This window comes from Sphingomonas arantia, assembly GCF_042682045.1.
Classification (GTDB): domain Bacteria; phylum Pseudomonadota; class Alphaproteobacteria; order Sphingomonadales; family Sphingomonadaceae; genus Sphingomonas_R; species Sphingomonas_R arantia.
The window spans coordinates 1-25,196 of the sequence record NZ_JBHUGS010000005.1; the positions used below are offsets into that span (position 1 = coordinate 1).

Here is a 25,196-nt window from a genome sequence, read left to right on the forward strand (position 1 = left end):
GCGGCCTCCGGCATGACGGAAGCATTCGGCAAGGTCGGCACGGCGATCGGCGACGTCCTGACCGGCCTGGTGTCCTACGGCGCTGAGCAGGCGCGGCTGGCACAGGAAGAACAGGACCGCCTGAAGATGCTGGACGGATCCACTATCGAGGGCGCGAAAGCACGTGCGGCGGTCGAGCGGCAGTATGCGATCCGCAGTGCCGCTGACCGGGTGTCGGGCTACGCGACGATGACGAACGCGGCCAAGTCGATGTTCTCCGAGCACAGCCGGATCTACAAGGGCCTGCAGGCGGCCGAGATGACGTTCCGCGCCGTGCAGCTGGCGATGTCCATTACGTCGATGGTCCAGAACTCGGCCGAAATGGCCGTGACGGTGGCAAACGCGGCGGTGAAGGCATCGGCTGAAGGCGCGGTCGGCGTTGCCAAGCAGAGCCAGCTACCCTTCCCCGCCAACATCGCCGCGATGGCGGCGACCGCGGCGGCGCTGGTCGGCATCGGCGTCGCGATTCTCGGCGGCGGGGGCGGCAGCACGAACACGTTGCCGAAAGCCAACGAGGGCACCGGCACCGTGCTGGGCGATACCGATGCCAAGAGCGAAAGCATCCAGCGGTCGATCGACATGCTGGGCGAAATCAACGACGCCACGCTCGGCGTCAGTCGCGGCATGCTGTCGTCGCTCCGCTCGATCGAGAGCAGCCTGGGCGGCCTTTCGACGCTCCTCGTGCGCGCCGGCAACATCGACGCCAGCGGCGGCGTCAACGAGGGCTTCAAGACCGACGCCGTCGGATCGATGCTGAGCAAGATCCCGGTCATCGGCGGCCTGCTCGGCAGTCTTTTCGGTAGCAAGACGACGGTGGTGGCCAGCGGCCTGTACGGCGACAGCCAGTCGGTCGGCGACATCCTGTCCGGCGGGTTCGACGCGTCCTACTACAGCGACGTCGAGAAGAAGAAGAAGCTGTTCGGGCTGACCACGTCGACGAAGTACAGCACCAGCCTGACCGGTGCGGACGCCGGGATCGAGGACCAGTTCACACTGCTGCTGCGGCAGTTCTACGACACGATCGGCGCGGCGGCCGCGCCACTCGGCCAGTCGCTCGCCGCCGTGCAGGATCGCCTGCTCGGCTTCACCGTCGATATCGGCAAGATCGACCTGAAGGGCCTGACCGGCACCGAGATCCAGGAGAAGCTGGAGGCGGTGTTCGGCGCGGCGGCGGACGGCATGGCGGAGGCCGCGATCCCCGGCCTGTCGCGCTTCCAGCAGGTCGGCGAGGGCGCGTTCGAGACGCTTGTGCGGGTCGCGTCCACTGTCGAGCAGGTCGACGCGGTGTTCCAGAAGTTGGGCGTCACGTCCGGCACGATGGGCGTCGACATAGACATGGCGGTCGCGGGGCTGTTCGACAGCGTGTCGGACTTCACCAGCGCGGCGGACAGCTACTTCCAGGCGTTCTACTCGGACGCCGAACAGGCCGCTGCGCAGACCGCGCAGATGGGTCGCGCGTTTGCGGGGCTCGGGGTCGCCATGCCCGAGACGCTGGCCGGATATCGGGCGCTGGTCGACGCGCAGGACTTGTCCACGGCGGCAGGTCAGCAGATGTACGCCACGCTGATCCAGCTTGCGCCCGCCTTCGCCGACCTGAAGGGGTCGCTGGACGGTGCGGCGTCGGCCGCCGCGATCGTGCGCGAGCGCGAGGACCTGCAGAAGCAGCTGCTCGATCTGGCGGGCGACACCGCCGCGATCAGAGCGGCGGAGCTTGCCAAGATCGATCCGAGCAACCGCCCGCTGCAGGAGCAGGTCTGGGCAGTCCAGGATGCGCAGGAAGCCGCCAAGGCGGCCGAGCAGCTGCGCGATGCCTGGAAGGGCGTCGGGGACAGCATCATGGACGAAGTGAAGCGGATCCGCGGGCTGACCGATGCCGCGGGCGACAACAGCTTCGCGAGCCTGATGGGGCAGTTCAACGCGGCGAACTCGGCAGCGCGCGCGGGCGACATGGATGCGGCCAAAAATCTGCCCCAGCTTTCGAAGTCGCTGCTCGATGCCGCGACGCTGGCGGCGACCAGTCGGCAGGAACTGGACCGCGTCCAGGCGGAGACGGCCGCGATGCTGGAGGCGACCTATGGCGCGATCGACGGGCTGGGCGGCGCGGACGCCGTCGACGGCGCGATCCCGGCGGCGCTGACCGCGGCGACGTCGGACGCGAGCGGCAGCACCAGCCCAACGGCGGACCTGGTGTCCGAGGTGAAGGCCCTGCGTGAGGAGGTCGCCATGCTGCGCGCCGATACCAACAGCGGAAACGCAACGATCGCCGGCAACACCGGCCGAATTGATCGCCGTCTGGAGGCCGTCACGGCTCCGAACGGAGGTGAGGCGATCAGCGTCACGGGTGTCGCCGCATGAGGGTGGTGACGCCTTCAGGCGAGAGTATCGCCCTCGGCACGACCGAGACCGGCGCCACGATCGGGATCATCGACTATAGCCGCCGGGTCACCGACGACTTCGGTGTGACGACCGTCGTGGAGCGCGGGTTCGCGCGCAAGATGTCGGTGCGCCTGGCGGTTCCGTCCCCCGACGTCGACGCGCTCCAGCGCAGGCTGGCCGAGCTGCGCGCGACGTCCGCGCTCTGGGTCGCCGACGAGCGGTACGCCAGCCTGCAGGTCCAGGGGTTCTACAAGGACTTCCAGATCGACCTGCCGGGCACGTCGGTCAGCTTCTGCTCGATGTCGATCGAGGGCATCGCGTCGTCGGCCGCGGCGGTCGATGCGGGCGGCGATCCCGCGCCCGACGATCGCGCGTCGACGCTGCAGCTGCTCCAGCCCGTCACGGTGACGGACGCGGTGCTGGCGGTCAGCAGCGTGCCGGAGACCGACGCCCCGGCGTGGGACGCCGCGACGCCCTATCCGATCGGTGCGCGGGTCATCCGCGGATCGACGCACCGGATCTACGAGAGCCTCGCCTCCGGCAACCTCGGCAACGATCCGGCTGCCCCGGCCGGGCGCTGGCTGGACCTCGGCCCGACCAACCGTTGGGCGATGTTCGACCAGGCGCTGGGCACGGTGACGACGGCGGCGGGCGCGATCGTCGTGACGCTGGATGCCGGCACAGCCGGTGCGGTCGCGCTGCTCGACGTGAAGGCGGCGACGGTGCGGGTGCAGGCGCTCGGTTATGATCGGACGGTTCAGGCCGGCGCAGGCACCCTCACCTTCCTCGACCTGCCGGCCGGCCCGGTGAACGTCCGGATCGCTGGCGATGGTGCGGTGTCGGTCGGGACGCTGCTGATCGGTCGATGTGTCGGGCTGGGCATCACCGAGGCGTCGCCGACCGCCGGCATCACGGACTTCAGCCGCAAGGTCGTCGACGACTTCGGCGAGGTGACCGTCGTCGAGCGCGCCTGGGCGAAGCGCATGACGGCCAAGGCGCTGATCCGCACCGACGCGCTCGACGTTGTCGCCAGCCGGATCGCGGGGGTGCGCGCGCGACCGTGCCTGTGGATCGGTCAGTCCGGGCTCGACAGCCTGACCATCTACGGGTTCTTCAAGGACTTCTCGGTCGAGGTCGCGGACGGCGTCAGCAAGCTGAGCCTGTCGATCGAGGGGCTGAGCAAGGCCGCGCCCATCACGCCGCTGGGCGTCAATTGGGAGGACGTGCGGGACAGCAATCCGGCGAAGCCGAAGCCTGCCGACGGGGCAACCAACACCGCCGACCCCAACTCCTCGTTCGGACCTGACAAGAACGTCGGCGACGTACTCTACGACCTGACGCAGTTCGATGCGACGATCGCCGCGGCGCAGGAATCTATCCGCGAACTGGACGAAGTCGGCCAGGTGGCCGCGGCCGCCGTGGACGCCGTCAAGTTGCGCGCGGATGCGCTGGAAGTCAGCAGCGATGCGTCGATTGAGGCGGCGCTGCGCAGCATCGTGATCGCTGATGCGGAGCGGCTGGCCCGCGAAGCCGGCACTTTGGTCGACGGGCAGAAGATCAAGGTCGTGGTTCGGCAGGAGGTCGTCGACCGCCAGCTTGGCGAGGCACGGACGCTGGATCGTTTCGACATCCTCGGCATCTTCGGCCAGGACGGTCAGAGCGTGATCCTGAACCTGGACCGGGTGAAGCTCGGACCGAGTGAAACGATGGCGTCGCGGCTCTCGACGATTAACGTGTCGCTCGGCACCACCGCCGGCAAGATTACTGCTCTCGAAGAGATCACGACCAACGGGACGCTGATCACCGCGACACGCTTCAACGAACTGGCGCTGACCGTAGGCGGGGCGGACGGCGCGGGCGGCATCCTCGGCAAGATCACGAACCTCGAAACAATCACCAGCGATGGCACCTTCGCGACCGCAACCGCGCTGCGCAATCTGACGTTGGATGTGGCGGGTGAGGACGGCACCGGCGGGCTCAAGGGGCGCATCGGCAACCTGGAGCAGATCACCACGAACGGCACTTTCGCAAGCGTGTCCGATCTCGAAACGCTTGAGCTGATCATAGTCGGGCCAGACGGGACCGAGGGGCTCCGCGGGAAGATCACGGACCTCGAACAGATCACCACGGACGGGACGTTCGCGACCGCGACGGACCTAGACCTGCTGGAACTGGAGTTCAAAGGACCGGACGGCACCGGTGGCATCAAGGGCGAGATTGCCGACCTTCGCGAAATAACTACGGATGGAACGCTCGCCAAGGCGATCGATCTCGAGACACTCGAGCTTGAGGTCGTCGGGCCTGACGGCACCGGCGGTGTAAAGGGGGCCATCACCGATCTGAAAGAGATCATCGTCGACCCGGATCCGTCGAGAGGTATCGTCGCCAAGGCAGTCTTCGGCATCGACGTCGATGGGTATGTTGTCGGCCGAGTAGAGACGAACGACGGCACGGTCGGCACGCTTACCTTCCGATACGACAACGTCACCTTCCTGGGTCCGAACGGCAACGCGCTGTTCGTGATCGACGCGAACGATCCGCTCGGCGTCTACGCCCCGAACTTCCGGGTCGGCCGGCTGGTCGCCGAGACCGTCACCGAGAAGGAAGTCTCCTTCGGCGCAACCGGCCAGATGTCGCTCTACGATCGTGCGGCGTCGAACGACAACAGCCAGACGACGTTCACCGGGTTCATGGGCGTCGGCATCGTCAGCCGCGACGGGTCGCCCATGACGGGCTTCGTGTCGTTCCATGCGCAGAACATCGGCAGCCCGAACGGCGCTGCCTATTACCGGATCGTCCGGGTGCAGGACGGGCATGTCGTTTGGGGTGGTGCGAACGGGTTGCCAATTGCGGTGTCGCCTGTCGGGCAGATGATGGCCTGGGGTTTCTCGGACAGCGTGCCGATCGCCGCGGAAGCTCAGTACGACGTCCAGGTGCGCTGCACCGGCGGCGCGAACATTCGGTCGTCTGCCCGTCACGAGGAAATCACCGAACGCGTCCGAACGGCCTTTACCCAGATCTGGATCAGCGCGCCGCCGGGGGAAGGTCCCGGCGCGGGCGCTGGCGGTGGCGGGCAGATCAACGGCGATAGCTCCGGTGATGGCGGCACGACCGGGACAACAACCAACAATCCAAGCGGCGTCGGCGGACTGCGCCAGAAGCAATTTGAGGAAATCCCATGACCGATACGGCCATTCCCGCCGAGCTTCTGCAGGGCGTCTCGACGCTGGTCGGGCGTCAAGGCGGCGTCATCGGCGGAAACAGCAACTTTCTCGCTGGCACGCGGGATGACCCGGACAGCTTCAATGCGGAGGGCGGCAAGACCGGCGATCTCGGATACTACCCGATGCAGATGGCGGACGGGCGGGTGGTCTATTTTCCCTGCCTTGACCGTTTCACCCAGATCGCTGCGTTGATCGTCGGGTCGGGTGGTGACCCCCAGCTGACGATCGCCGGCTCCGCCGCGTCATCCAACGCGCGGGAATATGTCTATTCCGGCGTTGTCGTGGACGACGACGCGGTTTCGCAGACGGTCCCGAACAGCGGGTTCAGCTCCAAGGTCAATGCGTTCAACGCGGATCTGCACTTCGGTGGCCCGACTGCCCGCGGCGGCCGGCACGCGGTCAAGGGCTCGACATTTCAGCGCGCGCCAACAGCCGGCGACAATCCAGATCGCAACTTTGTGGGTGTGCAGGGGCAGTCCCAGACCTTCACCGGGGACGGCGGCACCCCGTCCGCCCCGCTCGGTGCGTATTTCGGCATGTCGTCGATCACGCAAATTGAGAGCGGGGCGTACGGCGTTTTCAACGCCACGGCCTTCGAAAGCAATTGCGTCACCATTGCCGGCAGCACCGTCCAGTACCGCAGCGGCATCCAGATCGCGGACTATGTGCAGACGCGCGGCGCACTGATCGATGCTGCGCTCAGCATCTCGGCGATCATCGGCCCGAACCTCGGCGCCCGGTTCGGCATCCACGTCGGTGCCCAGAATGGCGGCAATCCGCTCGGCAGCGATAGTACGCTACTGCGGCTCGACGACACGCCGGTGCTGGCGAACGGTATCGACATGCGGAACACTGCCTTCACCGGGTCCGTGTTCCGGACCCAGAACAGCGATTGGACCGACGGCAACCTGTCCTTGTACAACCCGAACGCGGGCCTTGAGCTGGGCTCGCTGTCCATTGCCGGCAAGCCGCATATCGACTTCCACAGCAGCGGGACCAACGTCGATTACGATAGCCGCATCGAAGCCGAGGGCGGCAACGGCGGTGTCGGCAACGGCGCGATCTCGGTCCGGTCGATCTGGTTTGGTACGCATACGCATCTGCCGCTCGTCGATGCGGGCTACGATCTAGGGTCGGCGATTCGGCGCTGGAACAACAGCTACTTCGCCAACAACCCGACGGTCGGCTCGGACGCCCGACTGAAGCACACCCGCGGCCCGATCAGCGACGCGGAGAAGGCGGTCGCGCGCGGGCTGCCGCTGGTCGTGTTCCAGTATCTCGACGCCGTGGCAGCAAAGGGCGAGGACCATGCCCGGCTGCACTTCGGCATCATCGCGCAGGATCTGATCGCGGCGTTCGAAGCGCAGGGCCTCGACTGGCGGCGGTACGGCGTGATCGGCGAGGATCCAGTGATGGAGCCATTCGAGGTTCGCGAGTTGGTGGACGAGCCGGTGACGCAGGAGGTTACTGAGGACGACGAGCGTGTCGAGGTCGTCGACGGTGTCGCTACCCTGATCCGCGAGCCGGTGACCAGGCGCGTTCCCGTCGTCGACCATCTGCCGATCGTCGACACGGACGGCAACCCCGTCATGCTGCCGGCGATCGGGCCGCGCACGATGCCCGGCGAGCGCGGCTGGATCGGCCGATTGATCCGCGGTCCCGCCGAACCGGTCGTGACGATCCCGGGCACGCCCGAGCGGCAAGCGACCTATCAGCGTCCGCGCACGCAGAAGGTCGAGCGGGTCGTGCGGACCGACACGCGTCCCCAGCTGGACGCGGAAGGTCAGCCGGTGACGCGCTACTCCGTTCGGTACGAGCAGCTGGCCGTGATGATGCTCGCTGCCCTGCGCGACGCCTGATCACAGGCCACTGAACCCCGCGCCGCCGGCGTAATCCAAGGAGCACCCGATCATGAATACGACCCACGTCGTCGGCCTCGTGCCGGTGCGGCCGCAGGCGTGCGACCTGTGACCGATCCTTCCGTTGTCCATGTCGTCGGGGTCACCGCGGTCTGGATCATCTTCCTGTCCGCGCTGCGGTTCATAGCGGTCAGCCTACACGGCCTCCGTCCGGTGCTTCACAGCATCAGGCGGATGACCCGCGCTCGGAAGGCCACATGGGCGGACCGTCGGCGGTGGTTCGGCGCGAGCCTCGATGCGCAATATGCGAACCTTATCATCGCGTTGACGACGCGGTGGTCCGGGGTGCTGCTGTTCGGCGGCATGACGCTGATCGGGCTGGGGTTGTCGTTCGGTAGTGTCGGCGACGTCGTGCAGCTAGTGGCGCGTCTGCCGGATCGCTGGAACGCCTTCGACCGCAGCATGGATTTCGCCGGTGCGATCGCGTTGTCGCTGGGCATGTCGGCAGTTCATGCCGCGGTGACGCGGAAGCGATCGCTCAGCATCTACGTCAGCATTGCCTTCGCGTTGATGGGCCTCGGCATCGGCATCGTCACGGCGGTGCGGCCATGAGGGTTCCTGACACTTGGTGGGTGTTCGCGCTGATGGTGTTCGCCGTCGCGTCCGGGCAGATCGGCCGGCTGGGTCGGCGAATGGAGCAGGATCTTCCCGTCGGTCGCAAGCAGATCATGGTCGAGCTGACGATGCTCCCCGCGTTCGGTGCGCTCGGTGGCGCGCTGGCCGCCGAATATGACTGGCCGGTCTACTTCATCCTCGGTGCCGGTATCGCCGCTGGGTGGACCGGGTTCGGCACGTTCCGACTGATCGTGGGTGTGGTGCGTGCGGCCATGAAGGGGCCGGACGACAAGCCCGAGTAGAAGGGGAAATCCCCGCCGCGATCCTAGGGGGGACATCGCGGCGGGGTGAGCCAAACTTTACCCTGGCTGCCTCACCTCTAGACCTCCCCCGCTTAAAATATCGTTACCGCCGCCCGTGCGGACCGCGGGCCACCTGACATCGGAGATCATCATGAGCATCACTCTCGGTGCGCGATCCGTCGCGCGCCTCGCCGGCGTGCATCCAGACCTGGCCCGCGTCGTGAAGCGCGCGGCGCTGATGGCACGGTCGACAGAGGACTTCACGGTCCTGGAAGGTGTCCGTTCGGATCAGGACGCCTATGCGAACTGGGGCAAGGGCCGCACCGCCGCGCAGCTGGCGGCGAAGGGGATCCCGACCAGCTACGCCCAGCCCAAGCTGGCGAAGGTCACCTGGCTGTCCAACCCGCTCTCGACGAAGCATCGGAAGCAGAAGGACGGCTACGGTCACGCGGTCGACCTCGCACCCTACCCGATCGACTGGAACGACTATGATCGGTTCGATCAGATGGCGAAGCTGGTGATGGCCGCGGCGGAGGTCGAGGGCGTCGAGATCCGATGGGGCGCGGACTGGGACGGCGACGGCAAGCCGCGCGAGAAGGGTGAAACGGACAGCCCTCATTTCGAGCTGGCGCGGTGAGCGCGCTTTCGCCCATCCTCCGCTCCGTCGAGGGCGGCGGCCTTATGTTCTGGTGTCCCGGCTGCGATGGCGCGCATCAGGTGTTCGTCGGCGAGGGCGGCGGGCCACGCTGGGGGTGGAACGGCGACGCAGTCCGCCCGACCTTCACGCCATCGATCCTGGTCGGTTACAACGGCAGTGACGCAGGGGTCGACGGCGCGCCGCCCGAGACCTGTCACAGCTTCGTCGTCGATGGCCGCATCCAGTTCCTATCGGACTGCACCCACGCACTTACGGGCCAGACGGTCGATATTCCGGAGTGGAGCCGGTGACGGCCGGGTTGCTGCTGATCCTGCGCAGGATCTGGCCATACCTCGCGATCGTAGCGGGGCTGGCCGCCGCCTACTTCTGGATTGACCATCGCGGCTACGCGCGCGGCAAGGCTGACGTTGAGGCCCGACACGCGAAGGCGGCCGCACGGATGGTCGCTGCGGCCGATCGCATCCGCACCGCCACCGACAGGCTGGCCGGACAGGCCGCCACCGCTCGCACCGAGCAGGTCACCACCGAAAGGACCATCTACCGTGATGCGATCAAGATCGTCGACCGTCCTGTCTATCGCAGCATCTGCGTTGATGCTGATGGCGTGCAGCTGCTCGACCGTGCCCGCGACAGCGCCAACCGTGGCCTTACCGGCGAGTCTGCTGGCGCCGCCGCCGACGCTTCCCCCGATACCGCGCAACGCTGACGGGACGCTGAGCGGGCAGCAGTGCCTGATCGGGGCGCTGGACCTGTACGGCGTTGCCGGCGGGATCCGGTTGCAGTTGCTTGGTCTGATCGCGGCCGAGAAGGCGCGTCAGGAAACGAAGTAGGCGGGTGATCATCGAGGGCCTGTAGGTCAGCCCTCACTCGTCGGGCAACCCGAGCTGACGAAGGATGCCACGCCAACCACCATAAACGCTGGCGCTGACCGCGATCGGGTTGCTGCCGCCAGCGTCTTCATAGAGGCGGTTGCACCATGACGGATCGGCGCAATGACAGGAAAGCCGGGCCAGAGCGACGCGCAGCGCCTCCGTCTGGATCGGCTCTTTCCCTGCTCGCCCGACTGACCACCGGACGAGCTCGAGCGCCTCGGCGAACCGCTGCCGCGTCTCGTCACCCAGCTTATCGGCGAACGCGACGACCGATAGACGCACGTCCTTCGACCCGCACGCGCAACGGAAGTGGTGGTGTAGCAGGTACCAGTCGAGGTTGCGGCGCCGGCGCATTAGGTCCGCGATCAGAGCCTCTCGGTCGAACTCGCGCGAGTGCCGGCACGCCCGGCAGGTGACGATAAGGTTCGCTTCGATCTTGCGGAGATCGCGAAGAGACTTGGGTGGACCAACCATGCGGAATGAGAACGCATAGGGAACACGTGTAGGAAAGCGATTCGCGGTCAGCCGTCGCCGATGTCGGCCTCGAGAACCCATGCGCCCTTGATCACCACGGCCCGCACACCGCAATATCGGCAGACCGCGCGGAACGGCTCGCCCTCGGCCTGCGGCGGATACGACCATTCGTGATGGACCCCGTCGCACTCCATGGGCGGCGGCAGTTCGTCCGGCGTCATGTGTCCGCCAGCGGGTGCCGCTGCCCCGGCTCTTCCCAGTCCGTGACGATGTCGGTTGGGACCGCTACGAAATGCTCGCGCTTCGTCTCGTCCCAAGATGCGAGCCGTGCCGCCACGGCATCTTCCATCGCCTGCTCTCGGGTCTCCCGCCACGGTCCTCGTGGTCGGTCGAAGACGGTAAGACGATGCCGGGTCATGCACCGGATATAATGAACACACCCGCCGACCGGTAGGCCGAGCGGGGGTGCCGTGCGCCAACACGGCAACCGACGGGAGCTGCCCCGTCACGCGCGGTCGACCAGCCGCATGCGCCCGCACCCGGCGACGCCGGGCAGGCACTACAGAAAGCAGCAAATCCAACATGTATCCAACAATCGAAGTGCGTCCGGTCCGACCGGTCGCCCCCTACCTAGGCGGCAAGCGCAATCTCGCCGGCCGCCTCTGCAAGATGATCGACGCGATCCCCTGCCAAACCTACGTCGAGCCGTTCGTGGGCATGGGCGGCATATTCCTGCGTCGATCGCGCCGGCCAGCGGCCGAGGTCATCAACGACCTGTCGGGCGATGTGGCGAACCTGTTCCTGGTCCTGCAGGAGCACTATCCGTTCCTGATGGATATCTTACGTTGGCGGTTGACCAGCCGGGTGGAGTTCGAGCGACTGCTCGCATTGCCGGCGGACCGACTGACGGATCTCCACCGAGCAGCCCGGTTCTTATATCTTCAGCGACTCGCATTCGGCGGGAAGATTGAGGGACGGGCCTTCGGCGTCAGCCCGGCTACTCCAGGACGATTCGATATATCGAAGCTTGAGCCGATGCTTGCTGAGCTCCACGAACGGTTGTCGGGCGTCGTGATCGAGCGATTGCCATACGATCAGATCATCCTGCGGTATGACGCCCCGGGTACGCTGTTTTATCTCGATCCGCCTTACTGGGGGTGCGAATCGGACTATGGTCCTGACAGTTTCAGCCGAGCCGAGTTTGGACGGATGGCCGAGTTGCTCACGTCGGTTGAGGGCCGGTTCATCCTCTCGCTCAACGACACCCCCGAGGTTCGGGCGACATTTGCAGCCTTCTCGATCGACGAGATCGAGACAACCTGGTCAATCTCCTCGCCTACCCCTGCCGGCGCGACACGGGTCACCGAGCTGGTCATCAGTGGTGGTCGGGCTCCCCTGCCGGCCACGAACCTGCTGCTGTAGGCGAGGCCGGCTGGAACAGGGCGGAAACATCCTCCGGGACTATTCCGGGACTCAGCGTCCCGGAGGATGCCGTTTGATGCCGTAGCATGCCGTCCGAAGAACCTTTCGCTTGCGCCTGTAAGGCAGGTTCGCCTAGGGAAACCGCAGTCGGGGAGTGGCGCAGCCTGGTAGCGCATCTGGTTTGGGACCAGAGTTGCGATACAAATCGCAACACGACAGAGCCCTTCAAATTGGCGGCAAGATTGACGGCCTTCCGTAAGGATGGACAGCTGTTAAGTCTTTCGTCGCGAATATACGCGTGCCGTCAATCGATTGGACCATCGTATAATTATTGTCCGATAGAAGCAGTATACCAATCGCACGCTTTTTTCCGAAATGATAAGCGTAGCATCCGTTGGCGCACTTTTTATTTAATAAATAAACTATCCTTGTCGCAGAGAACGTCCCTGTGCCCATTCCGGATAGCGCGCCAAAGATAAGAAGCTGATAAATGCCACCAAATGCCATCACAGTTTTGAAAAGTTTACCATTCAGCTTCTTGCGTAGGTAAACCCTTCTTGCAGAGGGGCTACGGAATCTGTTTGGAAACCACTTGTGTAGAGCAGAGCGCCAAACGTAGTTGAATATCACGACCACAATAGCACCAACGACTATTAGAATTAGCTGAAGAAGAACAGAGATATACCCGCGAGCAATTGTTGTTTGAATACTTTCCGTGAACATCGCCGGTGAAATGCCAAAGAAGCTCAGTAAAAGTTGCCTGTGAATGTAACCGCCCAGGTAAAACATTCCGGTAAGCGCAACGACCAGCGGTGCTGCGAATGCTGACAAGCTCGATGACCACCCGGCCGGGGTGGGTAAAGCGTTCCCGTCCGAGGGTGTGTGGTTTGAGGCCAAGCAAGGCACCTTTCGCGAATAGACCATCGAGTTGGCGTGAGCCTGGGCAGAAGGGTTCTTAGACCGTTCGACGAGGAAGCCCAACGGTTTGCATTGGCGCGAAGGCGACCAAATTCTTTACCCCAACCTCTCTAACGCATTGATATGCATAACCACGCTTGACGACACCTATGGGGTAAATACCGTTGTTATTGCTGAACAATATGGCTCCACGGCGAAAACACGGGTTCGATTCCCGTTGGGGTCACCATCCACGCTCTAGGCGCGGACTGGCGCGATCAAGCAATCCTTTGCCGCCTGCTGATGCAGCGCGCACTGAGATGGCACTTACGGCGACACCGTGGAAGCATCCGAAGACCGGGGTCTATTTTCTCCGGCGGCAGAGCTCGATCAGCAATTCAATTCCAGACACGCGCGGAGAACCGCGGTGCGCAGATGTGTGCCAGCCTGACTCGCTGAATTGTGCCGTTGAAACACGGTGCCGCCGACCGCGTCCGCCGACACCTCCGTATAATGGTGTACCGTCCGAAAAAGCGTGATGAGAAGACCAACGTACGACCGTGTCGTTCTCAAACGAAGCGATGAAGCGGGATAATCAGAGGGGTCGCAGGTCCATGATCGACACGCGCGAGCATCAACGCTTTCCTGTCCTCGACCAGGCGCAGGTCGAAACCGCGCGCCGGTTCGCCAGTGGCCCGGAACAGCGCTTTGACCCTGGTGCCACGCTCTACGCGATCGGCGATCATGGTGCCCCCGCCTGGCTGGTCATCGACGGCACGATCGAGGTCTTCCGCCGCGACGGGCTGAGCCGCGAGGCACCGATCACCGTCCATCACGCTGGGCAGTTCTCGGGCGAGGTGAACCAGCTTGCCGGCCGACCGTCGATCGCGGCCGGGCGGGCGGGACCCGACGGCTGCACCGCACTGCCGCTCGATCCCGCGCACCTGCGCGCGCTCATGGTCGGGTCGGCGGACCTGGGCGAAATCGTGATGCGCGCGCTGATCCTCCGGCGGGTTGGCCTGATCGAGGCAGGCGGCGCGGGTACCATCCTGATCGGCATGCCCGGCACCCCGGACGTCCTGCGTCTGCAGGATTTCCTGGGGCGCAGCGGCCTGCCCAACCTCGTCCTCGATGTCCGGTCGGACGAGGAAGGGCGCGCGCTGGTCGAACGGATCGGGGTCCTGCCCTCCGAACTGCCGCTTGTCGTCTGCCCCACCGGTCCCATCCTCAAACGCCCGAGCGACGAGGAACTCGCCGCCTGCCTCGGTATTGTCCCGACGATCGATCCGGACCGGCTGTTCGACGTCGCGGTTGTCGGTGCCGGCCCCGCCGGGCTTGCGACCGCGGTCTATGCGGCGTCGGAGGGCCTCTCGGTGATCGTGCTGGACGCGCGCACCATGGGTGGACAGGCCGGCGCATCGGCCCGGATCGAGAACTATCTCGGCTTCCCGACCGGCATCTCGGGCCAGGCCCTGGCCGGCCGCGCGTTCAACCAAGCGCTGAAGTTCGGGGCCGACATCGCGATCCCCGTCGCGGTCGCCGGACTGGACTGCGAGACGTCCGAACTGCGCCTGCGATGCGCCGGCGATCGCACGATCAAGGCGCGGTCCGTCGTGATTGCGTCGGGTGCACGCTACCGCAAGCCCGACGTGCCGAACCTGGCCGAATTCGAAGGCGCCGGCGTTTCCTACTGGGTCTCCGCGGTCGAGGCGCGGTTGTGCGCCGGTGAGGAGGTTGTGCTGGTCGGCGGCGGCAATTCGGCGGGCCAGGCCGTCGTGTTCCTGGCACCGCAGGTCCGGACGCTCCATTTGGTCGTCCGCCGCCCGTTGGCGGAAACCATGTCGCGCTACCTGATCGATCGCATCACGGCGCTGCCAAACGTCGTGCTGCACATCGGTAGCGAAATCGTCGCACTCGAAGGCAGCCGCGAGACAGGGCTAACCGCCGCCACATTCCGCGACCGGCGTGACGGCACCTTGCTCCGGCGCGACGTGAGGCACCTCTTCCTGTTCATCGGCGCGGACCCGAACGCAGACTGGGTCCGCGACTGCGTGGCAACCGACACCAAGGGTTTCGTGCTAACCGGGGCCGGCACGTTGCCGCTCGAAACCAGCATGCCCGGCGTCTTCGCCATCGGCGACGTCCGCGCCGGCTCAACCAAGCGCGTCGCAGCCGCCGTCGGCGAAGGTGCCGCCGTGGTCGCGCAGATCCACGGCATGTTCGCCGAACAGCTCGTCCGGGAGGTACAATGATGTCCTGCACCCACACCCGCACCGTCCGGGACGTGACGCCCAATGCGCGGGGTTGCGCGGAATGCCTGCGGATTGGCAGCGCGTGGCTGCACCTGCGGCTCTGCCGTGCGTGCGGCCATGTCGGCTGTTGCGACCAGTCGCCGCACCGCCACGCCCGCGCCCACTTCCACGCCACCGCCCACCCGATCATCGAGGGCTATGATCCGCCCGAAGGCTGGGGCTGGTGCTATGTCGACGACATTGCGGTCGACCTGCCCGACCAGACGCCGCAGCGCGGCCCCATCCCGCGCTTCTATTAGGCCGCCGCAAGGGTCGGCACGCGGTATTCGCGTGGTTGCAGACGCCGCAGCCGATGACGGGCGGCGCGCCGACAACGGGCATTTCAACATCGTCGAACGTTCGGGATCATTTTATCCGACTGATCGAGCGGGTCGCGATCGCCTATTTCCACCGCATCGGAATGAAGGGAGGACAGCATGAGGAACGGTACAGACACTGGTCCCGATCTGACCCGGCTCGAATGGCAGGCCGTGTCGGTGGCCCTGAACGACGCATCGCGTTGCGGTTGCGGGACCGCCGGTAAGCCAGGCGTCGCCCGCCGCCTATACCGCGCACTGACCGGCATCGAGGGCCCCCGCCCGCTCGCCGATCCCCGGCTGGAGGCAGTCCGCAGCTTCGTCGGCGCGACCAGCCGCCGCCGCCGGATCGCGGAGGATCATGTCCCCGCCCTCCATGACCTCGGCTTCAACGATCGCCAGGTCGACGCCCTCGCCCGGCTGTCCGCCTGACCCGCTCGCTTAAGGAGACACGACATGATCGAACTTCGTCCCTTCGCCTCGCTCGGCGGCGCCAACCATGGCTGGCTCGACGCGAAGCATCATTTCTCGTTCGCCAACTATCATGATCCGAAGCGTGAGAGCTGGGGCAACCTCCGCGTCTGGAACGACGACACGATCGCCCCCCAGTCCGGCTTCCCGCCCCATCCGCACCGCGACATGGAGATCATCACCTATGTCCGCGAAGGGGCGATCACGCACCAGGACACGCTGGGCAACCTCGGCCGCACGGAGGCCGGCGACGTCCAGGTGATGTCGGCCGGCACGGGCATCGCGCATGCCGAATACAACAAGGAGGACGTCACGACGAAGATCTTCCAGATCTGGATCGAGCCGACCCGGACCGGCGAGAAGCCGAGCTGGGGCGCCCGCCCCTTCCCCAAGGGTGACCGGTCCGGCCGCTTCGTCACCCTGGCATCCGGCTTCGCCGATGACGACGACGCCCTGCCCATCCGCACCGATGCCCGCGTCGTCGGCGCGTCGCTGAAGGCCGGCGAAACGGCGGACTACGCGCTCGGCAGGGGTCGTCACGCCTATCTGGTGCCCGCGACCGGCGCCATCGAGATCAACGGCACGCGGGCCGAGGCGCGCGACGGTGTCGCGATCCGCGACGTCGAAACGCTGCGCATCACCGCGATCGAGGACAGCGAGATCGTCCTGGTCGACGCCGCCTGACAAGACTGCCGCCGGGTCCGGCCCGGCGGTTCAACCCGGAGCCTACCAAATGTCCATTCGTTCCAGCGACGTCGGAGGCGTCGATCAGGTCATCCTGCCCCCCGTCCGCGATCTGGGCGACGGCTTCACCGTGCGCCGTGCGCTTCCCTCCGCGCATCGTCGCATGGTCGGGCCCTTCATCTTCTTCGACCAGATGGGCCCCGCGGCGTTCCGCGGCGGCGAAGGGCTCGACGTCCGGCCCCACCCGCATATCGGTCTTGCCACCGTCACCTATCTGCTCGAGGGCGAAATCCTGCACCGCGACAGCGTCGGCTCCGTCCAGTCGATCCACCCGGGCGAGGTCAACTGGATGACGGCCGGATCGGGCATCGTTCATTCCGAACGTACCAGCCCGGAGGTGCGCGCGACCGACGCTAAGCTGTTCGGCCTGCAGACATGGCTAGCCCTGCCGGCCGATCGGGAGGAGGTCGCGCCCGATTTCGACCATTACCAGGCCCAGGACATTCCGATCACGCAGGCGGACGGCACTCGCTTCACACTCATCGCCGGCCGGTCCGACGGTCTCGTATCGCCGGTGAAGACCTTCTCGGACCTCGTCTATGCCGACATCCACCTGCAACCCGGCGCACGGTATCAGGTCCGGGCCGAGCATATCGAACGCGCGCTCTACGTCGTGGGCGGATCGATCGCGGTCGTCGGCCAGACCGGCAGCTTCGCGATCGGCGAACTCGTCGTCCTGAAGCCCGATGCGGAGATCGTCGTCCAGGCCCCGCAGGGCGCGCGGCTGATGCTGATCGGCGGCGAGCCGTTCCCCGAGCGGCGCCACATCTTCTGGAACTTCGTCTCGTCGCGTGAAGACCGCATCGAGCAGGCAAAGCTGGACTGGAAAACGGATCGCTTCCCACATGTACCCGGCGAAACGAACTTCATTCCGCTCCCCGCACAGCCGGAACCGGTCCGCTATCCATAAGCATCCAGAGGGAGGGGAGACACCGGCATGGGCGCACGGGTCATCGGTAAGGGGCGGATCGAGGCGTTCAGCGACGGCGTGATCGCGATCATCATCACGATCATGGTGCTGGAACTGAAGGTCCCGCACGGCACCGGCTTCGCCGATCTGCTGCCGACCGTGCCGGTGCTGCTCGGCTACCTGCTCAGCTTCGCCTATGTCGGCATCTACTGGAACAATCATCACCATCTGTTCCAGGCCGCGCACGGCGTCACCGGGCCGATCCTGTGGGCGAACCTGCATCTCCTGTTCTGGATGTCGCTCATCCCGTTCGTCACCAGCTGGATCGGCGAGGCGGGCGACGCCGTCGCGCCGGTCGCAAGCTACGGGTTCATCCTGCTGCTGACCGCGGCGGCCTACCGCCTGCTCGCGACCATGCTGGCGCGTCACGACGGTCCGGGGTCGCCGCTCGCCGTGGCGCTCAGCGGCGATCGCAAGGGACGGACCTCGCTCATCCTCTATGCGGCCGGGATCGGCGTCTCGTTCCTGTCCCCGGCGCTCGGCCTCGCCAGCTACGTCGCCGTCGCGCTGATGTGGTTCATGCCCGATCGCCGCGTCGAACGCGTGCTGTTGCGGGATTAGGCTGTTCCGGACCCGGCCGACAGCGGCACGGTGAACTCGAACGTCGTGCCCGCGCCCGCCGCCGACCGCACGTCGAGCACACCGCCATGCGCCGCGATGATCGATCGGCAGATCGCCAGCCCCATCCCCATCCCGCTGTCCTTCGTCGTGTAGAACGCGTCGAACACACGCGGCACCGCGGCCGGATCGAGCCCGGGGCCGTTGTCCGCGACCGTCACGGTGACGCTGTCCCCGCCCCGCACCGACGCCAGCGTCAGGCGCCGCGCCACGGCCGGGATCGCGTCCATCGCCTCGATCGCGTTGATGACGAGGTTGTAGACCACCTGGCGCAGCTGCACCGCATCCCCCGCCACGCACTCGTCCCCGGCCTCCAGCTCCGTCACGACGGAGACGCCGCGCCCGTCGATCTCGCTCGCGGCGAGCTTCAGCACCTCGGTGATGATCGTGTCGATCGATATCGGCGCGAGCACGACCGGGATCTGCTTGGCCAGCCCGCGCAGCGCCTTCACGATATCGGCGGCGCGCAACCCGTCCTCGCGGATGCTTTCCAGGCTCGCCTGCACCTCGGCGATATCGGGCTCGGCCCGCCGCAGCCAGCGCAGCCCGGCCCCGGCATTCGACACGATGACCGCCAGCGGCTGGTTGATCTCGTGCGCGATCGATGCCGCCAGATTGGCCATGACATTCAGGTGGGACGTCTTGGCAAGCTCCGCTCGCGCCAGCCGCAGCGACGTCTCGGTTGTCGCGCGCAGCCGGTTCTCCTCGACCAGGTCCGCATATAACGTCGCGGTGGTGATCGAGATCGCGGCCTGCGCGGCGATGATCTCCAGCATGGTCAGCAGGCCGGGCGTGAACACGCCGGACGCCAGGTTGTTCTCCAGGTACAGCAGCCCGATCAGGTCGCCCTGCTTCATCAGCGGCAGGCACAGGATCGACCGCCGCCCGGCCAGCGCCGCCTGCGTCGTCGGGTCGAACCGGCGGTCATGCTGCGCATCGTCCAGAACCAGGCTCCGCCGCGTACGCAACACGGTGTTGAGCAGCCCGATCGGAATGTCGTCCCCCGTCGGGCCGGTCGACACGCGATCGAACGTCACGCCGCCATCGGCCACATGCACGCGCGCCTCGATCATCGGCACCCCGTCGCAGATCAGGATCAGCAACCCGGTCCGCGCCGCGGCATGGACCAGCACCTGCCGCATCAGCGTCTCGATCAGCCGGTCGAGCACGATCTCCTCGGCCACCGCGCGCGCGGAGGCGAGCGCGGTGGCGACGTCGAATTGCGCCTGCTCCAGTGCCACCACCGGCTGATGACCGGGCGCACCCGGCGCGACGGCGGCACGGTCGTCGAGCCGCGCCGCCATGGCGACGGCCCCCAGCCGCCGGAACGCCTCGCGCGACAGGCGGTAATGATGCCGCGCGGCAGACGCCATGTCGTGCGTCGCCAGCAGGTCGCCGGCCAGCCGGTGCGCCAGCGCCTCCTCGCCCGAGAAACCCGACGCCAGCGCCGCGGCGGCCGCCCGATCATAGCGCGCGGCCGCACCCGGCACGTCGCCGTTCAGCCGCGCGATCTCGGCCTCCACGATCAGCATCTTGCTGCGGAATACCGGCGGGTTCAGCGCCGCCCATCCCGCCAGCCGGTCGCGGTCGCGCGCCAGGCACGGCAGGACGTCGCGCGCGCCACCGTCCGCATGAGCCAGCGCCACCGACCGGAAAAGGTGGAAATCGGCGACGTTGATGTTCGCGATCAGCGACCAGATCAGCGCTTCGGTCGCGCCCAGCCATGCCGCGGCGGCCGCGTATCGCCCGCGATACACCTCGCCCATGCCCGCATAGAGCCGCTCCCATGCGATGGTCGGGATCGAGATCGGCCGCCCGTCCTCGTCCGCCAGCCGCTGTTCGCCCGGACCGGCCACCGCGGCCGGATCGTCGCCGTCGCGCAACGCGCGGACCAGGCCGTGCTGCGCGGCGATGATCCCCTCCACGTCGCGATAGCCGACGTGGCGCGTCAGGGTGAAGCCATCCTGGATGTCCCGCTCGACCTGCGCCAGCGGCTCGCCGATCGCGATGACGTCCGTGATGATATGGTTGCAGGCATAGCATGCCATGCCGAGGTCGCCGGTCGAAATCCCGACCGCCGCGCCCGCACGCGCATGGGCCAGCGCATCCGACAGCGGCGCGGTGAACGGCGTGACCTGGTCCAGCGCGACCAGCGCCGACGTGCGCGACGCGCTGTAGTCATACCGCTCCACGATCGCCAGCGCGACCTCCGAATAGGCGCGCCCGTCCGCATAGGCATCGTAATGCCGCGCGATGTAGACGCCGAACCACGCGAGCCCCGTGGGACTGCTCGGTGTCAGCCCGTGGTCCAGCGTCAGCTCCACCATCTTGGCGAGATGGAGGAAGCTCAGATCGTCCTCGATGAAGAAGGACGACGAGAGTGTGGCGAGCAACTCCATCGTCACCGCCACGCCGATGTCGGTCGTCGTGGGCAGTTCGACCAACGCCGCGATCGGCCGGTCGCCCAGCTTGGCACCGACGATATCGTACGCGGTACGCAGTTGAACGGGCGTGGGATGGCGCGGCAGATCGACGTCGAACAGCGCGAGACCGGCCAGCGCCGCCGCCACCGCCGCCTCGTACTTCGACTGGATGGTCAGCAGGATCGCGCGCAGCCGATAGGCACGCGCCCGGTCGATCGGGCGGGACGCGTGGTCGAGCAGCACGGCGATCGCCCGCTCCGCATCGATCAGGCGGGCATTGGCAAGCAGGCATTCGGCACGCAGCAGGCTGGCGGCATAGGCCATGTCGGGACGATCGCGCCACGCGTCCGGCCCGAGCAGTTCCAGCGCCTTGGCGACATAGGCCTGCGCGTTGTCGACCGCCGCCGCCAGCTTCGCCCGCCGGGCCGCGGCGATCAGCGTCTCCACGAACAGCGTCGCCTGCGCGACGGGCAGCGCGTCGCGGTCGGCACGCTCCACCTGGCTTGCGATATCGAACACATGCTCGCTTAGGGCGTCGGACCAGACATCCAGCATGATCGTCGCGATCCGTGCATGCACGCGCCCGCGATCGGCGACCTTGGTCAGCCCGTACGCCGCATCGAGCACCCGATCGTGCGGGAATGCATAACCCGGGCCGCTCCGGACCAGCAGCCCGGCCTCCGCCGCCGCTGCGGCATGGCGGTGCAACGCGTCCGGATCAGCATCCATCAGCCGCGACAGCAGCGCGTCGTCGATCCGCCCGCCGATCAGCGCGGCGCGCCCGACCAGATCGCGCGTCGCCGCCGGCAGACGCTGCAACCGCCGGATCATCAGCGCGACCACGTCTTCGGGCTGCCCATGCCCCGCCACGCGCGCCGGGTTCCAGATCCAGTGGTCCTGCGCCGGGGCGTAGGTCAGCATGCCCTCATCGACCAGCGCGCGCAGCCACTGCCGTACGAAGAACGGATTGCCCGTCGTCCGCTCGTGCAGCATCGCGACGAACGCGTCCGCATCGTTGCCGATCCGGCCCAGCACCCGCCCGGTCAGCCGCGCGACGTCCTCCACGCCGAGCGGCGCGATCGTGAGTTCGGTCAGGGCGGGAATGCCCTGATCCGCCACGCCGCGGATCGCGGCCACCATCGCCTCGGCCCGCGGCTCGGCATCGCGATACGCGATCACCAGCAGGACATGAGCCGGCAGGCTCGCGGCAAACGCCTCGATAAAGCCCGCCGTCGCGTCGTCGGCCCATTGCACGTCGTCGACGAACAGCAGCAGCGGCGTCTCGCGACCGGCGAAGGCCGCGAACACGTTCGACAGCGCCGCGTGGAACCGCGCCTTCGCCTGCAGCGGCGGCAGGTCGAGCAGCGCGGGCGTCGGCCCGATCAGCAGTTCGATCTCGGGCGCCAGGTCGACGATCAAGCGTCCATGCCCGCCGAGCGCCTGGATCAGCACCGCCCCCATGCGCGCGATCTCCGCATCGCCGCGCGCCAGCACGCCGGTGACCAGCGCTTCCACCGCCTGCCCGAGCGCATGGTTGGGAATGTCGGTGCGCAGCCGTTCGCACTTGCCGTGGACCATGTTGACCGCGGACGCTTCGAACGCGCCGGCCAACGCGCGGACCAGCGCGCTCTTGCCGACCCCGGCCGCCCCCTCGATCAGGACGATCTCCGACGCACCGCTCGTCGCCACCCGGCGGAACGCCTGCCCCAGCCGCGCCGTCTCCGCCTCGCGACCGACGAACGCATCCGCCCGGTCGTTCAGCAGCGGCGCGTCCGCCGTGCCGAGCGCGAACGGCTCGATCGTGCCCCGCGCGTCCCACGCCTCGCGGCATTGCTGCAGGTCCGTCACCAGCGCGGCCGCACTCTGGTAGCGATCGGCGGCATCCTTCGCGATCAGCTTCATCACGACCGAACCGATCGCTTCCGGCACATCGCTGCGGACGCGGTGCGGCGCCGGCGGTTCGGCGGCGAGATGCGCGTGCAACCACCCGGCGGCAGTGGTCGCAGTAAACGGCAACCGCCCGGTCAGCCGCTCGTAGAAAATGATCCCCAGCGCATACAGGTCGCTGCGGACATCGCCGCCGGGCTGCACCCCGCGCAAGCTCTCCGGCGCGGCATAGGGCATGTCCGCCTCGTGCCGGTTCGGCGGCGGCGCATCCGAATGGGCGGGGCAGCAGAACCCGAGCGCCGTGAGCCTGACGGTGCCGTCGGTGTGCGCCACGATCCGCGCCGGGCACAGCGCGCGGTGGATCAGCCCCGCCCGGTGCATGCCGTCCAGCGCACCCGCCGCGGCCTCCGCCCCGCGCAGGAACGCACCGATATCGCGGTCCTGCCCTCTGCCGCCATCGCTCGACGAACCGCGATCGTCATAGACCAGGCTTAGCCCATCGCCGGTCCGGATCCGCGCGATCGGCACCATCGCCCACGCCGCATCCAGCTGATCGCGGATCGCGAACTCATGCTCCAGCGCGGCGATGTCGGCCGCCGCCTCCCACGGCCCGCAGGCGACGATCATGGTCTCGCCCGACGCCCGATCCTCGCGGCGATAGCGCGTCCCGTTGCCGGCCGGGAGTGCGCTCTGCCGACCGCTGCGCAGCCATTCTTCGTCGAAATGCACCGCGCGACCCGCCTTCCCCTGTCGATGGCCGGAGGGATAACAGCGCCCGCGGCCAAGCGCGACCGGCAATGGACCGACGATCCGGCGATACCTTAGGTTAGGTTGCGCCGGACGGCCGTTGGGTGCGACGACCCGGTTCGGCCCATCCGCTGGAAGGAAGCATGTTGCGTACCGGTTCCCCCGACATCGAACCCGGAACGGCGGCCGCGGTCGATCCCGATCTGGCCGGCACCGTCGTGGTCGTCGATGACGATCCGATGGTCCTGAAGGCGATGAGTTCGCTCTTCCGCTCGCTCGGGCTGGAAACGGTGCTGCACGCGGCCGCCGACGGCATGCTCGAAATGCCGACCCCGCCCGCACCCGCCTGCGTGCTGATGGACATCCGCATGCCGGGGCTCGGCGGCCTCGACGTGCAGAAACTGCTAACCGTGAAGGGCGAGACGATCCCCGTGATCTTCATCACCGGGCACGGCGATGTCCCGATGAGCGTCACCGCGATGAAGGCCGGCGCGGTCGATTTCCTGCCCAAGCCGTTCCGCGACGAGGATGTGATCGCCGCCGTCCGCACCGCGCTGCTCCGCGACCGCGACCGCACCGCCGTCGATGCGGTCCAGGCGCGCTACCGCTCGCTCACCCCGCGCGAGCGCGAGGTCCTGACGCTAGTCTGCGACGGCCTCATGAACAAGCAGATCGCCGGCAAGCTCGGCCTCAGCGAGATCACCGTGAAGCTCCACCGCGGCAGCATGATGCGCAAGATGGGCGTCCGGATGGTCGCGGATCTCGTCAAGCTGGTTCGCGTGCTGGACTTGCCGAGCGCAACCTAGACCTAAATATGGTTTCGGCGCCCGGCCGGCGTTTCTACCTCATTCGTTTTGGCGATGGGCGCATGCCCGGAAAAGGAAGCATGAGCATCGCAAGCCCCGCCGTCGCCATCGTCGAGGACGACGCCGCCGTGCGAACGGCCGTCGGCAACATGGTGCGATCGCTCGGCCTGCGCGCCTGCCCCTACGACTCAGCCGAGGCATATCTGGCCGTGCTGCCGGGCGACATCGACTGCATCATCTCCGACGTGAACATGCCCGGCATGTCCGGGCTCGATTTCCAGGAGGCCCTCCGCGCACAGGGGGTCACGACGCCGTTCATCGTCATGACCGGGTTCGCCACCGACGCCATGGCCGCGCGGGCGAACGCCAACGGGGCCTGGTGCTTCCTCGAAAAACCCTGCGATCCCGAAGCCATCGTCGGCTGCCTGCGCCGCGTGTTCCACGACCTGCCGGACTGACGCCGGCCGCCCGCTCAGCCGCCCACAGGCTCGGCCGACCGCGGATGCAGCGCGCAGGCGATCGTGCCCGCCAGCACCAATCCGCCGGCCACCGCCAGCGCGGCCGACAACCCCCAACGCGACACAATCACCGCCCCGATGACCGCCCCGACAAAGATTGCCGCGACCGATGCGACCCGCCGCCCGATATTCGGATTGCCGCCGCCCGCCAGGCTGGAGTCCGCCGCCAGCCCCGTCAGCGTCAGCGTCAGTACGGTCGTGGTCAGGTCCGGGATCTTCAGCTGGCGGATCGTCGCGTTGCGGAACCCCATGGTGACGGCGGTCAGCGCGATGATCGCGTAGAGCCGCCCGTCCGGGCTCTGCGCCGCCACGTCGAACCCGGTCGCGACCGCCGCCGCGATCCAGAGCAGCCCCGCCTCGACCAGTGCGGCGACCAGCAGCCAGCGGCGCAGCGGCTTGTCGGCATGCGCCCTGCCCGTCCGCCCGGCGGCGAGCGCGCCGATCAGGAACGCCCCGATCGCGACGACATAGGACGGCGCATGGAAATTCGGCGTGCCCGCCGTCGCAAAGCCCAGGAACACGACATTCCCGGTCATGTTGGCGGTGAACACCTTGCCCAGCCCCAGCACGCTGATCGCATCGACCAGTCCGGTCGCGACCGACAGGGTCAGCATCAACGGGACCCGCGGGTCGAATGGAGGGGGCGCAGCACTCATCGATCGAAAT

23 protein-coding genes are annotated in these 25,196 nt (G+C 67.1%); 17 read left to right on the top strand and 6 right to left on the bottom strand.

The window, feature by feature from the left end:
• The 8 genes from ACFSGX_RS15170 to ACFSGX_RS15205 form a co-directional block, all read left to right on the top strand.
• Positions 1 to 2,394, top strand: a 2,394-nt coding sequence (locus ACFSGX_RS15170) for a hypothetical protein (protein WP_380931163.1), incomplete at its 5' end; no start/stop codon positions are given.
• The gene (locus tag ACFSGX_RS15175) at positions 2,391 to 5,597 is read left to right on the top strand and encodes a hypothetical protein (RefSeq protein WP_380931164.1); all 3,207 of its coding nucleotides are present in this window, start codon (positions 2,391 to 2,393) and stop codon (positions 5,595 to 5,597) included. The genes ACFSGX_RS15170 and ACFSGX_RS15175, both read left to right, overlap by 4 nt.
• Positions 5,594 to 7,498, top strand: coding sequence for a tail fiber domain-containing protein (locus ACFSGX_RS15180; protein ID WP_380931165.1), 1,905 nt, complete (start codon positions 5,594 to 5,596; stop codon positions 7,496 to 7,498). The genes ACFSGX_RS15175 and ACFSGX_RS15180 overlap by 4 nt, the downstream gene beginning before the upstream one ends.
• 108 nt (positions 7,499 to 7,606) lie before the next feature.
• On the top strand, positions 7,607 to 8,110 hold the full coding sequence (locus ACFSGX_RS15185) for a hypothetical protein (protein ID WP_380931166.1): 504 nt from the start codon (positions 7,607 to 7,609) through the stop codon (positions 8,108 to 8,110).
• Positions 8,107 to 8,415 carry a hypothetical protein gene (locus tag ACFSGX_RS15190; protein ID WP_380931167.1) on the top strand — a complete coding sequence of 103 codons (309 nt, stop codon included), beginning with the start codon at positions 8,107 to 8,109 and terminating at the stop codon, positions 8,413 to 8,415. The genes ACFSGX_RS15185 and ACFSGX_RS15190 overlap by 4 nt, the downstream gene beginning before the upstream one ends.
• A 151-nt stretch (positions 8,416 to 8,566) precedes the next feature.
• Complete coding sequence (locus tag ACFSGX_RS15195) at positions 8,567 to 9,052, top strand: M15 family metallopeptidase (RefSeq protein ID WP_380931168.1); 486 nt, start codon at positions 8,567 to 8,569, stop codon at positions 9,050 to 9,052.
• 44 nt (positions 9,053 to 9,096) lie between these two features.
• Complete coding sequence (locus tag ACFSGX_RS15200; RefSeq protein ID WP_380931169.1) at positions 9,097 to 9,363, top strand: ubiquitination-like system serine protease family protein; 267 nt, start codon at positions 9,097 to 9,099, stop codon at positions 9,361 to 9,363.
• Entirely contained in the window at positions 9,360 to 9,779 is a 420-nt protein-coding gene (locus ACFSGX_RS15205) for a hypothetical protein (RefSeq protein ID WP_380931170.1), read from the top strand. Before ACFSGX_RS15200 ends, ACFSGX_RS15205 begins: the two co-directional genes overlap by 4 nt.
• Positions 9,780 to 9,936: 157 nt before the next feature.
• Here ACFSGX_RS15205 and ACFSGX_RS15210 read toward each other — a convergent pair whose 3' ends face one another.
• Genes ACFSGX_RS15210 through ACFSGX_RS15220 form a run of 3 tightly spaced genes read right to left on the bottom strand, consistent with a single transcriptional unit; the run spans position 9,937 to position 10,768 of the window.
• On the bottom strand, positions 9,937 to 10,419 hold the full coding sequence (locus ACFSGX_RS15210; RefSeq protein WP_380931171.1) for a hypothetical protein: 483 nt from the start codon (positions 10,417 to 10,419) through the stop codon (positions 9,937 to 9,939).
• A gap of 47 nt (positions 10,420 to 10,466) precedes the next feature.
• Positions 10,467 to 10,640 carry a hypothetical protein gene (locus ACFSGX_RS15215; RefSeq protein ID WP_380931172.1) on the bottom strand — a complete coding sequence of 58 codons (174 nt, stop codon included), beginning with the start codon at positions 10,638 to 10,640 and terminating at the stop codon, positions 10,467 to 10,469.
• Positions 10,637 to 10,768, bottom strand: coding sequence for a hypothetical protein (locus ACFSGX_RS15220; RefSeq protein WP_380931173.1), 132 nt, complete (start codon positions 10,766 to 10,768; stop codon positions 10,637 to 10,639). Before ACFSGX_RS15220 ends, ACFSGX_RS15215 begins: the two co-directional genes overlap by 4 nt.
• 233 nt (positions 10,769 to 11,001) lie before the next feature.
• Here ACFSGX_RS15220 and ACFSGX_RS15225 point away from each other — a divergent pair, with 233 nt between their 5' ends.
• On the top strand, positions 11,002 to 11,841 hold the full coding sequence (locus ACFSGX_RS15225; RefSeq protein ID WP_380931174.1) for a DNA adenine methylase: 840 nt from the start codon (positions 11,002 to 11,004) through the stop codon (positions 11,839 to 11,841).
• Positions 11,842 to 12,066: 225 nt separating this feature from the next.
• Here ACFSGX_RS15225 and ACFSGX_RS15230 read toward each other — a convergent pair whose 3' ends face one another.
• On the bottom strand, positions 12,067 to 12,672 hold the full coding sequence (locus ACFSGX_RS15230) for a hypothetical protein (protein WP_380931175.1): 606 nt from the start codon (positions 12,670 to 12,672) through the stop codon (positions 12,067 to 12,069).
• A gap of 680 nt (positions 12,673 to 13,352) precedes the next feature.
• Between ACFSGX_RS15230 and ACFSGX_RS15235 the strand changes: the two genes are divergently transcribed.
• From ACFSGX_RS15235 to ACFSGX_RS15260, 6 genes are all read left to right on the top strand, one after another.
• The gene (locus ACFSGX_RS15235) at positions 13,353 to 14,990 is read left to right on the top strand and encodes an FAD-dependent oxidoreductase (protein WP_380931176.1); all 1,638 of its coding nucleotides are present in this window, start codon (positions 13,353 to 13,355) and stop codon (positions 14,988 to 14,990) included.
• Entirely contained in the window at positions 14,987 to 15,289 is a 303-nt protein-coding gene (locus ACFSGX_RS15240; protein WP_380931177.1) for a UBP-type zinc finger domain-containing protein, read from the top strand. Before ACFSGX_RS15235 ends, ACFSGX_RS15240 begins: the two co-directional genes overlap by 4 nt.
• A 177-nt stretch (positions 15,290 to 15,466) precedes the next feature.
• Entirely contained in the window at positions 15,467 to 15,778 is a 312-nt protein-coding gene (locus tag ACFSGX_RS15245) for a hypothetical protein (RefSeq protein WP_380931178.1), read from the top strand.
• Between the two features lie 24 nt (positions 15,779 to 15,802).
• The gene (locus ACFSGX_RS15250) at positions 15,803 to 16,501 is read left to right on the top strand and encodes a pirin family protein (RefSeq protein ID WP_380931179.1); all 699 of its coding nucleotides are present in this window, start codon (positions 15,803 to 15,805) and stop codon (positions 16,499 to 16,501) included.
• Between the two features lie 49 nt (positions 16,502 to 16,550).
• Positions 16,551 to 17,471: a pirin family protein gene (locus tag ACFSGX_RS15255; protein WP_380931180.1), complete on the top strand. Its 921-nt coding sequence runs from the start codon at positions 16,551 to 16,553 to the stop codon at positions 17,469 to 17,471.
• Positions 17,472 to 17,498: 27 nt separating this feature from the next.
• The gene (locus ACFSGX_RS15260; protein ID WP_380931181.1) at positions 17,499 to 18,092 is read left to right on the top strand and encodes a TMEM175 family protein; all 594 of its coding nucleotides are present in this window, start codon (positions 17,499 to 17,501) and stop codon (positions 18,090 to 18,092) included.
• Here ACFSGX_RS15260 and ACFSGX_RS15265 read toward each other — a convergent pair.
• Positions 18,089 to 23,188, bottom strand: a complete 5,100-nt coding sequence (locus ACFSGX_RS15265; protein ID WP_380931182.1) for a trifunctional serine/threonine-protein kinase/ATP-binding protein/sensor histidine kinase — start codon at positions 23,186 to 23,188, stop codon at positions 18,089 to 18,091. The two genes, ACFSGX_RS15260 and ACFSGX_RS15265, sit on opposite strands and share 4 nt — an antisense overlap.
• Positions 23,189 to 23,349: 161 nt before the next feature.
• Between ACFSGX_RS15265 and ACFSGX_RS15270 the strand changes: the two genes are divergently transcribed.
• Both ACFSGX_RS15270 and ACFSGX_RS15275 read left to right on the top strand, forming a co-directional pair.
• A complete protein-coding gene (locus tag ACFSGX_RS15270) occupies positions 23,350 to 24,012 on the top strand; it encodes a response regulator transcription factor (protein ID WP_380931183.1) in 663 nt (220 codons plus the stop codon).
• Positions 24,013 to 24,092: 80 nt separating this feature from the next.
• Positions 24,093 to 24,470 (top strand): response regulator transcription factor, encoded by a 378-nt coding sequence (locus tag ACFSGX_RS15275; protein WP_380931184.1) that lies wholly within the window; start codon positions 24,093 to 24,095, stop codon positions 24,468 to 24,470.
• Positions 24,471 to 24,484: 14 nt separating this feature from the next.
• On the opposite strand, the gene ACFSGX_RS15280 is transcribed toward ACFSGX_RS15275, so the two are convergent.
• Positions 24,485 to 25,186 (bottom strand): YoaK family protein, encoded by a 702-nt coding sequence (locus ACFSGX_RS15280; protein WP_380931185.1) that lies wholly within the window; start codon positions 25,184 to 25,186, stop codon positions 24,485 to 24,487.
• Positions 25,187 to 25,196: the final 10 nt, after the last annotated feature.

Bases quoted from the DNA above. Each gene is read 5' to 3' on its own strand.
- ACFSGX_RS15175 (WP_380931164.1), top strand. From the start codon at position 2,391: ATGAGGGTGGTGACGCCTTCAGGCGAGAGTATCGCCCTCGGCACGACC.
- ACFSGX_RS15180 (WP_380931165.1), top strand. From the start codon at position 5,594: ATGACCGATACGGCCATTCCCGCCGAGCTTCTGCAGGGCGTCTCGACG.
- ACFSGX_RS15190 (WP_380931167.1), top strand. From the start codon at position 8,107: ATGAGGGTTCCTGACACTTGGTGGGTGTTCGCGCTGATGGTGTTCGCC.
- ACFSGX_RS15195 (WP_380931168.1), top strand. From the start codon at position 8,567: ATGAGCATCACTCTCGGTGCGCGATCCGTCGCGCGCCTCGCCGGCGTG.
- ACFSGX_RS15200 (WP_380931169.1), top strand. From the start codon at position 9,097: ATGTTCTGGTGTCCCGGCTGCGATGGCGCGCATCAGGTGTTCGTCGGC.
- ACFSGX_RS15210 (WP_380931171.1), bottom strand. From the start codon at position 10,419: ATGGTTGGTCCACCCAAGTCTCTTCGCGATCTCCGCAAGATCGAAGCG.
- ACFSGX_RS15215 (WP_380931172.1), bottom strand. From the start codon at position 10,640: ATGACGCCGGACGAACTGCCGCCGCCCATGGAGTGCGACGGGGTCCAT.
- ACFSGX_RS15220 (WP_380931173.1), bottom strand. From the start codon at position 10,768: ATGGAAGATGCCGTGGCGGCACGGCTCGCATCTTGGGACGAGACGAAG.
- ACFSGX_RS15225 (WP_380931174.1), top strand. From the start codon at position 11,002: ATGTATCCAACAATCGAAGTGCGTCCGGTCCGACCGGTCGCCCCCTAC.
- ACFSGX_RS15235 (WP_380931176.1), top strand. From the start codon at position 13,353: ATGATCGACACGCGCGAGCATCAACGCTTTCCTGTCCTCGACCAGGCG.
- ACFSGX_RS15240 (WP_380931177.1), top strand. From the start codon at position 14,987: ATGATGTCCTGCACCCACACCCGCACCGTCCGGGACGTGACGCCCAAT.
- ACFSGX_RS15245 (WP_380931178.1), top strand. From the start codon at position 15,467: ATGAGGAACGGTACAGACACTGGTCCCGATCTGACCCGGCTCGAATGG.
- ACFSGX_RS15250 (WP_380931179.1), top strand. From the start codon at position 15,803: ATGATCGAACTTCGTCCCTTCGCCTCGCTCGGCGGCGCCAACCATGGC.
- ACFSGX_RS15255 (WP_380931180.1), top strand. From the start codon at position 16,551: ATGTCCATTCGTTCCAGCGACGTCGGAGGCGTCGATCAGGTCATCCTG.
- ACFSGX_RS15260 (WP_380931181.1), top strand. From the start codon at position 17,499: ATGGGCGCACGGGTCATCGGTAAGGGGCGGATCGAGGCGTTCAGCGAC.
- ACFSGX_RS15270 (WP_380931183.1), top strand. From the start codon at position 23,350: ATGTTGCGTACCGGTTCCCCCGACATCGAACCCGGAACGGCGGCCGCG.
- ACFSGX_RS15275 (WP_380931184.1), top strand. From the start codon at position 24,093: ATGAGCATCGCAAGCCCCGCCGTCGCCATCGTCGAGGACGACGCCGCC.
- ACFSGX_RS15280 (WP_380931185.1), bottom strand. From the start codon at position 25,186: ATGAGTGCTGCGCCCCCTCCATTCGACCCGCGGGTCCCGTTGATGCTG.